This window comes from Streptomyces sp. NPDC054840, from assembly GCF_053611065.1.
Genome location: NZ_JBSGZP010000343.1, coordinates 1 through 7,788 on the forward strand (window position 1 = coordinate 1; position 7,788 = coordinate 7,788).

The 7,788-nt window shown below is 72.0% G+C and carries 8 protein-coding genes; 4 read left to right on the forward strand and 4 right to left on the reverse strand.

Features of this window, described 5'->3' with window-relative positions; all coding sequences use genetic code 11:
* Window positions 1-58: 58 nt before the first annotated feature.
* On the reverse strand, window positions 59-784 hold the full coding sequence (locus ACWGIU_RS22920) for an exonuclease domain-containing protein (protein ID WP_453708567.1): 726 nt from the start codon (window positions 782-784) through the stop codon (window positions 59-61).
* 203 nt (window positions 785-987) lie between these two features.
* Between ACWGIU_RS22920 and ACWGIU_RS22925 the strand changes: the two genes are divergently transcribed.
* Window positions 988-1,566 carry a DUF4365 domain-containing protein gene (locus tag ACWGIU_RS22925; protein WP_453708569.1) on the forward strand — a complete coding sequence of 193 codons (579 nt, stop codon included), beginning with the start codon at window positions 988-990 and terminating at the stop codon, window positions 1,564-1,566.
* Window positions 1,566-2,783 carry a hypothetical protein gene (locus ACWGIU_RS22930; RefSeq protein ID WP_453708571.1) on the forward strand — a complete coding sequence of 406 codons (1,218 nt, stop codon included), beginning with the start codon at window positions 1,566-1,568 and terminating at the stop codon, window positions 2,781-2,783. The genes ACWGIU_RS22925 and ACWGIU_RS22930 overlap by 1 nt, the downstream gene beginning before the upstream one ends.
* A 233-nt stretch (window positions 2,784-3,016) precedes the next feature.
* Here the strand turns inward: ACWGIU_RS22930 and ACWGIU_RS22935 are convergent, their stop codons facing one another.
* The 3 genes from ACWGIU_RS22935 to ACWGIU_RS22945 all read right to left on the reverse strand — a co-directional run bounded on the left by ACWGIU_RS22935 (window position 3,017) and on the right by ACWGIU_RS22945 (window position 4,799).
* Complete coding sequence (locus ACWGIU_RS22935; RefSeq protein WP_453708573.1) at window positions 3,017-3,649, reverse strand: GNAT family N-acetyltransferase; 633 nt, start codon at window positions 3,647-3,649, stop codon at window positions 3,017-3,019.
* Between the two features lie 105 nt (window positions 3,650-3,754).
* Window positions 3,755-4,276: a DUF4232 domain-containing protein gene (locus tag ACWGIU_RS22940; RefSeq protein WP_453708575.1), complete on the reverse strand. Its 522-nt coding sequence runs from the start codon at window positions 4,274-4,276 to the stop codon at window positions 3,755-3,757.
* Window positions 4,277-4,286: 10 nt separating this feature from the next.
* Window positions 4,287-4,799: a GNAT family N-acetyltransferase gene (locus ACWGIU_RS22945; protein ID WP_453708577.1), complete on the reverse strand. Its 513-nt coding sequence runs from the start codon at window positions 4,797-4,799 to the stop codon at window positions 4,287-4,289.
* Between the two features lie 221 nt (window positions 4,800-5,020).
* Here ACWGIU_RS22945 and thrS point away from each other — a divergent pair, with 221 nt between their 5' ends.
* Together thrS and ACWGIU_RS22955 are read left to right on the forward strand one after the other, a co-directional pair.
* On the forward strand, window positions 5,021-6,997 hold the full coding sequence (gene thrS / locus ACWGIU_RS22950) for a threonine--tRNA ligase (protein ID WP_453708579.1): 1,977 nt from the start codon (window positions 5,021-5,023) through the stop codon (window positions 6,995-6,997).
* 79 nt (window positions 6,998-7,076) lie between these two features.
* On the forward strand, window positions 7,077-7,637 hold the full coding sequence (locus tag ACWGIU_RS22955) for an HIT family protein (protein ID WP_453708581.1): 561 nt from the start codon (window positions 7,077-7,079) through the stop codon (window positions 7,635-7,637).
* Window positions 7,638-7,788 lie beyond the last annotated feature (151 nt).

Consider the following 7,788-nt stretch of genomic DNA (forward strand, 5'->3'; position numbering starts at 1 on the left):
GGACAGGCCGGTCCGTCACTGACGGACCGGCCTTCCGCATCTTCGGGCCTCCGCCGTCCTACGCGGCCGTCGACAGGTCCGGCCGCAGCGGCCAGTGCGGATCCACCGGCTCCGGTGTCCCCTGACGCGCGAACCACGCCTGCAGACCCCGCGCCTGCGCCGCATGCCACACCGCCTGCAGCGTGTGCAGCTCGGCCGGTGTCAGCCGCTCCAGCCGGGCCGCGAACCGCCGCCCCACCGCCCGGACGAGCTCCAGCGAGGCCAGCGCGTCCGCCGCCGCGTCGTGCGCTCCCTCCAGCTCGATCCCGTAGTGCGCGCACAGGTCCGTCAGGGTCCGGCGGCCCTTGCGGTACCGGTCCAGGTGCTTGTCCAGCACCCGCGGGTCCAGCACCGTCAGCGGCCGGTTGTCCAGGTACCGCGACAGCGAGGACGCCCGGTGCCGGCGCAACTCCCGGTCCAGCAGCGTCAGATCGAACGGTGCGTTCATCACCACCACGGGCCGGCCGGCCACCTGCTGCTCCCCGAGCGCCCGGGCTATCTCCTCCACCACCGGCGCCGGCCAGCGTCCGTGACGCTGCAGGTGCTCGTCGGTCAGCCCGTGCACTTCCGTGGCCCCCGGGGGCACCGGAATGCCGGGATTGACCAGCCAGCGCGTGGTGCGGACCCGGCCGCCCGCACACTCCTGGACGATGAGCGCGGCGGACACGATCCGGTCCTGCTCGACGTCCACCCCGGTGGTCTCCGTGTCGAATGCGGCCAGCGGCCCCTCGTACCAGCGTGTCATGGCGAACTCCTCGTCCCCGAACGGCGGGTGGAGCTTCCTGAACACACCACCCCCGCCGCATCGGTGATACCCGGGCTGTTTGCCCCGTACGCCGTTTGCGGGCGGTCGGGTGCGGAGACAACTTCCCTGGGGGACCGTACGCATGACCGGACGTCACCCCGCACCGCTCACGGCAGAGCCCGCAAGGCATCGGGGAGCCGGCCATGGCGCTCACACAGCCCGAACCGGGCGGGGTGCTGCACGAGGGGACAGGTCCGCGGACCGACGCCCTGCGCGGCACGCTCGCCACCACCGCCTGCATGGAAACCCTCCAGGTGGGATACCTGCACGCCGTCGCGGCCGCCGCCGGGTGCTCGCTCTCCCAGCCCTTCCCCGACAACGGGATCGACTGGCACGTCTCCCACGGAGCGCCCGAACACGTCGTCGACGACGAGGTCACCGTCAAGGTGCAGCTCAAGGCGACCTACCAGATACCGCCGCGCCCGGCCGGGGCCACCTTCGGATTCACCCTCGACAACGCGCACCTGGTGAAGCTGGCCCGGACGCCCGTCGCCGTGCACAAGATCCTCGTTGTGATGCTCGTACCGAGAGAGCGCGACCAGTGGCTCGCCGCCGGACACGACCGGCTCGACCTGAGGCACTGCTGCTACTGGACCAACCTCGCCGGACACCCCGTGACCGGCCGGCACCGCACCACCGTACGGATTCCGACCACGCGGATCTTCGACGACCGTGCGCTGTGCGAGATCATGACCCGGGTCGGGTCGGGAGGGACACCCTGATGAACCTGCACTCACCGCACCTGGAACCGCTCCCGTCCCCGTCCCCGCAGTACACCCCCGGCGGTCCCGATCCCGCGCAGGTCGACCCGCAGGTGCTGGGGGCACTGCTGCAGCGGCACGGATGGATGCGGCGCGGCGGCGCGGCCGGCCGGTACGGCCGCTGGACCCCGCCCGGCCGCTCGGGCACCAGCCTGCTCGTCCCGGAGAGCCGTACCTTCCCCGACTGTGCGGACCTGCTGGAGGAGGCGCTCACCGCCCTCGCACACGGCGGCCTGCCGTCGGCCCGGGAGGTGCTCCTCGGGCTGAGCGTGCCCAGCGACGAGATCCGCTGGGAGCGGGAGATCCCGGAGGGGCCCTACGGGTACCGGGGCGAGGCCTCCTGGCCGGTGCAGGAGCAGCTGCGCTCGGCCGCCCGTCGGCTCCTGCTCGCGGGGGCCCTCGCCGACCGGGCCCGGGCCGGATATCACGGGGCCCGGCACCAGGCCCAGGCCGAACGCACCCTGGACGGGGTCCTGGTGGGGCCCTCCCCGGGCGGGCGCCGACTGACCGCGTACGTTCCCGTGGACGGGGGCCGGGGCCCCGTGACCCGGCTGCACCACGCCTTGCACGCGGCCCGGGAGGCGGTGGACTACCAGCGGGCCACCGGCGGCATGGAGGCCTTCGACGCGGCGGTGGCCGCCGGGGTCAGCCGGGAACTCGCCGAGGCGCTCATCGCGTTGGTCCGGGGTTCCGAGGGCGCCCGCATCGCACTGGCCTGGGCGCCGGCGGCCGGGGCCCCGGCGGGCTGCGCGGCCCGCCCCGAGCCGGTGGAGTTCTCCCCGGGCGACCTGCCCGTGCTGCGGGAGGCCGCCGCCCGCTACACCCGCGCGGAACCCGCCGTACCGGTCCGGCTCGTCGGGGCCGTGGTGCGGATGCGGCGCAAGGCCGCCGGGGGCGGGGGGACCGTACGGCTGCGCGTGCTGGCCGGGGCGGAGGTCCCGTACGTCCGGGTGGCCCTCGACGAGGAGGCGTACCGCGTCGCGGGCCACGCCCACCTGGTGGGCCTGCCGGTCCGGGTCACGGGCCGCCTCCAACGCCGGGGTGGTTTCCGGCGGCTGTCCGACGCGGCGGACGTGACACCGGTACCGATGGACGAGGTCGAGCGGGACCGGCTGATGAAGTCCCTGGACGCGGCCTTCGACCCCGACGACGTACTGCCGTCCGACGATCAGGCTTAGACCCTGGACCCTGGCCCTGTCGGGGTGATCTGCACCCCGCCCGAGCGTGCCCGGCTCCAGGCGGCCGGTGGGAGCTCGTGCTGGGCGGCACCGTCCATGGGCACCTCCGACTCGGCGGCCTCCACCGGCTGGGCACCCGGCGTGGAGAAGGCGGCCCGGTACGGGCGTTGTCGGGCGTGCGGATGCAACACGCTTTCCGGGGCGCGGCGTTGTTCCGGGGCCCGGGCCGCGGTTCAGGGGCCGACGGGCTTGTGGATGAAGCCGGTCAGCGGTGCGAGGACCTTCCAGCCGAGCGTTTCGTAGAGCGCTCGGCCTTGGACGGTCGCGCCCAGGATGCCGGTGGCCGTGCCGTTCTCGACGGCCGCGTCGGTGAGCGCGGCCATCACGACCGTCCCGAGGCCGAGGCGCTGGTGGGCCTTCTCGGTGACGATCTGGTCGAAGACGCAGGCGGCGCCTGTCAGACCGATCTGGCCGCGCGCGGCCGGCTTCCCGTCGGCGGCCAGAACGCGCACGCCGATCAGATCGTCGGCGGTGTGCGTGGTGACCGAATAACCGTCAGGCGGGCGCACGGCGGACGGACGCAGGTCGACGGCCATCAGGAAGCCGGGATCGGTCGGCTCCCACTCGGGCGAGAACCATGGCGCCATGACGTCCGGTTCCAGAAAGCCCTTGATCCAGGTGGCCGGTTCAGTGATCGTGCCGACGAGCCCGCGGGCGGTCTCGGCGTCGGCGTCGAGCAGGACGTGACGGACCGCCTGGGCGGGCAGCCCGACCTGGATGCTCAGTCCCCATGGCACGTCCACCGGCTGCGGTGCCCGCCGCGAGGCGGTCCATCCGTAGACCCACGAGCGCGCGAGCTCCCACATCCGGACACCCCTCCGAGTAATGACTGCCATCCTAATTCGGATATTACACAAGGGGGATGGCAGCCATGGACGGATCCCTGGCGACGAGGAAGGTGGCGCGCGGAGTCAGCGGAAGGCGGTGGCGCGGACGCTGTCGCCGCAGAGGGCGAACTGTCCGCCGTCGGAGGGGGCCACCTGGAAGCCGGTGCCCGCGACGCCCACCACCAGCGAGGGGGCGACGGCCGGATCGGCGCCGGAGGCGCAGTAGCCGTCCGCCTCGCCGAGGACCGGGGTGAAGGTCAGGACCGTCGAGGCGCTCCCGCCTTCGGCCAGCAGCACCGGTCGGGCCTGGCCCCGGGGGATCACGCGCAGCGCCTTGTTCCGGTCCGGGGAGCCCTGGCCCGCGAGGGCCACCGTCGGGAAGCCCCGCAGCTGACAGGCCGGGCCGTCGTTGACCACCGTGAACCGGACGCGTGTGGAGTCGGCCCGCTCCGCGTCGGTGGCCGAGAGCTGGTCGCCGGTGCACGCGGCCGTCGGCGCCGCCGCGGCGACCGGGGCCGCGCCGGCCGGCAGGCCGCCCGCCGGTATCGCGGTCGCGGCCGTCAGGACTGCCGCCGTCAGGACTGCCGCCCTTCCGCCGGTTCTCATGGGCGTCTCCTCACGCCGTACGGTCGGAAGATCCCCTTCCACCATCCCGCGAGGTGCCTCCGGCCGCCCGGCCGAAGGAGGCCATGGTCAGCCCCGGGACGGGGGAGAAGTCGGGGCCGCGGGTGAAGCCCAGGCGTTCGTACAAGGCCACCGCGGGGGCGTTCGCCGCGCCCGTGGTGACCTCGACCGGGCGGCCCGGGAACAGCTCCGTCAAGGTATGGCGCAACAACCGTGAGGCGACACCCTGCCGGAACCGCCCCGGGTCCACACACAGCCGGTCGACGCGGACGCCGCCGCCGGCCTCCTCCTCCCACGCGAGGAAGCCGTCGAGCGAGCCGTCTCCCGACAAGGCGCCGAGCCAGTTCAGAGGCCGGGCCCTCATCTCGGCCAGGCTCTCGCCCAGCGCCGGGATGCCGTCGAAGCCGATCAGCTCAGCCTCCACCCCGTAGGCGGCCCGCCCGATCCGGTGCACGGCCGCCGCGACGGCATCGTCGGTCAGGTCCAGGGGACATATCTGCGGCATGCGGACCACGCTACCGGGGTCCTTCCGGCCGGGGCGGCGCCGGCAGGCGGTGGTGGGGCGGCGTGAACCCGGCTCCGGCGCTGCGCCACACGGCCCGTCCGCGTCCGGTCCGGCGGGCCGGCGCGGGCCGGGCGGTAACCGTTTAGCGGCGTAGCCACTCCGCTCGGTACGATTCAGGCGCGCGGCGTTCGCCCGCGCACCCCCTGAGTCAGGAGAGACCGGTGTCAGACGTCCGTGTGATCATCCAACGCGATTCCGAGCGGGACGAGCGCGTGGTGGCCACGGGCACTACGGCGGCGGAGCTCTTCGCCGGCGAGCGCACCATCGTCGCCGCGCGCATCGCGGGCGAGCTCAAGGACCTCGCGTACGAGGTGCAGGACGGCGAGACCGTCGAACCGGTGGAGATCTCCTCCGAGGACGGCCTCAACATCCTGCGCCACTCCACCGCGCACGTCATGGCGCAGGCCGTGCAGGAGCTCTTCCCCGAGGCCAAGCTGGGCATCGGTCCGCCGGTCCAGAACGGCTTCTATTACGACTTCGACGTCGCCCGCCCCTTCACCCCCGATGACCTCAAGGCCATCGAGAAGAAGATGCAGGAGATCCAGAAGCGGGGCCAGAAGTTCTCCCGCCGTGTGGTCACCGACGAGGCGGCCCGCGAGGAGCTCGCCGACGAGCCGTACAAGCTGGAGCTCATCGGCATCAAGGGCTCCGCGTCCACCGACGACGGCGCGAACGTCGAGGTGGGCGGCGGCGAGCTGACCATCTACGACAACCTGGACGCGAAGACCGGCGACCTGTGCTGGAAGGACCTCTGCCGCGGTCCCCACCTGCCCACCACCCGGAACATCCCGGCGTTCAAGCTCATGCGCAACGCCGCCGCCTACTGGCGCGGCAGCGAGAAGAACCCGATGCTCCAGCGCATCTACGGCACCGCGTGGCCGTCGAAGGAGGAGCTGAAGGCCCACCTCGACTTCCTCGCCGAGGCCGAGAAGCGCGACCACCGCAAGCTCGGCAACGAGCTCGACCTCTTCTCCATCCCGGACGAGATCGGCTCCGGCCTCGCCGTCTTCCACCCGCGCGGCGGCATCATCCGCCGGGTCATGGAGGACTACTCGCGCAAGCGGCACGAGGAGGAGGGCTACGAGTTCGTCTACTCCCCGCACGCCACCAAGGGCGCCCTCTTCGAGAAGAGCGGCCACCTGGACTGGTACGCGGAGGGCATGTACCCCCCCATGCAGCTCGACGGTGGTACCGACTACTACCTCAAGCCCATGAACTGCCCGATGCACAACCTGATCTTCGACGCGCGCGGCCGCTCCTACCGCGAACTGCCGCTGCGCCTGTTCGAGTTCGGCACCGTGTACCGGTACGAGAAGTCGGGTGTCGTCCACGGCCTGACCCGCGCCCGCGGCTTCACCCAGGACGACGCGCACATCTACTGCACCCGTGAGCAGATGGCGGAGGAGCTCGACACGACCCTCACCTTCGTGCTCAACCTCCTGCGCGACTACGGTCTGACCGACTTCTACCTGGAGCTGTCCACCAAGGACCCGGAGAAGTTCGTCGGCTCGGACGAGGCCTGGGAGGAGGCGACCGGGGTCCTCGCGCAGGTCGCCGAGAAGCAGGGTCTCCCGCTGGTCCCGGACCCGGGCGGCGCCGCCTTCTACGGTCCGAAGATCTCGGTGCAGTGCAAGGACGCCATCGGCCGTACCTGGCAGATGTCGACCGTCCAGCTCGACTTCAATCTTCCCGAGCGCTTCAACCTGGAGTACACGGCGCCGGACGGCTCGCGCCAGCGGCCGGTCATGATCCACCGTGCGCTGTTCGGCTCGATCGAACGGTTCTTCGCCGTCCTGCTGGAGCACTACGCGGGCGCCATGCCGCCGTGGCTGGCCCCGGTCCAGGCGGTCGGCATCCCGATCGGCGACGGGCACGTCGAGTACCTGCAGGAGTTCGCCGCGGCGGCGAAGAAGCAGGGCCTGCGGGTCGAGGTGGACGCCTCCTCCGACCGCATGCAGAAGAAGATCCGCAACCACCAGAAGCTCAAGGTCCCCTTCATGATCATCGTCGGTGACGAGGACATGGCCGCGGGCACCGTCTCCTTCCGCTACCGCGACGGTTCCCAGGAGAACGGCATCGCCAAGGACGAGGCGCTGGCCAAGCTGGCCAAGGTCGTCGCGGACCGCGTCCAGGTCTGATCGCCCGGTCCCGCACGCGGAGGCCCCCGGAAAGTGATCACTTTCCGGGGGCCTTCCTCGTACGCCAGGCCAAGGTCATATGCTTGCCGCCATGACGACTCAGCCGGAGCAGCAGATCGGTGTGGGCACGCAGGACGCGTTCCAGCGTCTGTGGACGCCCCACCGGATGGCCTACATCCAGGGGGAGAACAAGCCGACCGGCCCGGAGGCCGGGGACGGCTGTCCCTTCTGCGGAATTCCGGAGATGTCCGACCAGGACGGCCTCATCGTCGCGCGGGGCCGGCACGTGTACGCGGTGCTGAACCTCTACCCGTACAACGGCGGTCACCTGATGGTCGTCCCGTACCGGCACGTCGCCGACTACACCGAGCTGGACGGGCCGGAGACGGCCGAGCTCGCCGACCTCACCAAGCGGGCGATGATCGCGCTCCGCAAGGCCTCCGGCGCGCACGGATTCAACATCGGCATGAACCAGGGCGCGGCCGCCGGCGCCGGCATCGCCGCGCACCTGCACCAGCACATCGTGCCCCGCTGGGGCGGGGACACGAACTTCATGCCGGTCGTGGGACACACCAAGGTGCTGCCCCAACTCCTGGCGGACACCCGCCAGATGCTCGCCGACGCCTGGCCCGTCGACTAAGGGCTGTCCCGTAATCCCCGGCGGGCGCACGACGCCGGCCACGGCACCTCGCCGCGTTGTCGGAACGCCCGAATACGCCCAGTATGGGGGCGCCCCTCCGCCTTGCGATGCACCGCATCCGACGCCGTGCGCCGATCCACCGGGGATTACG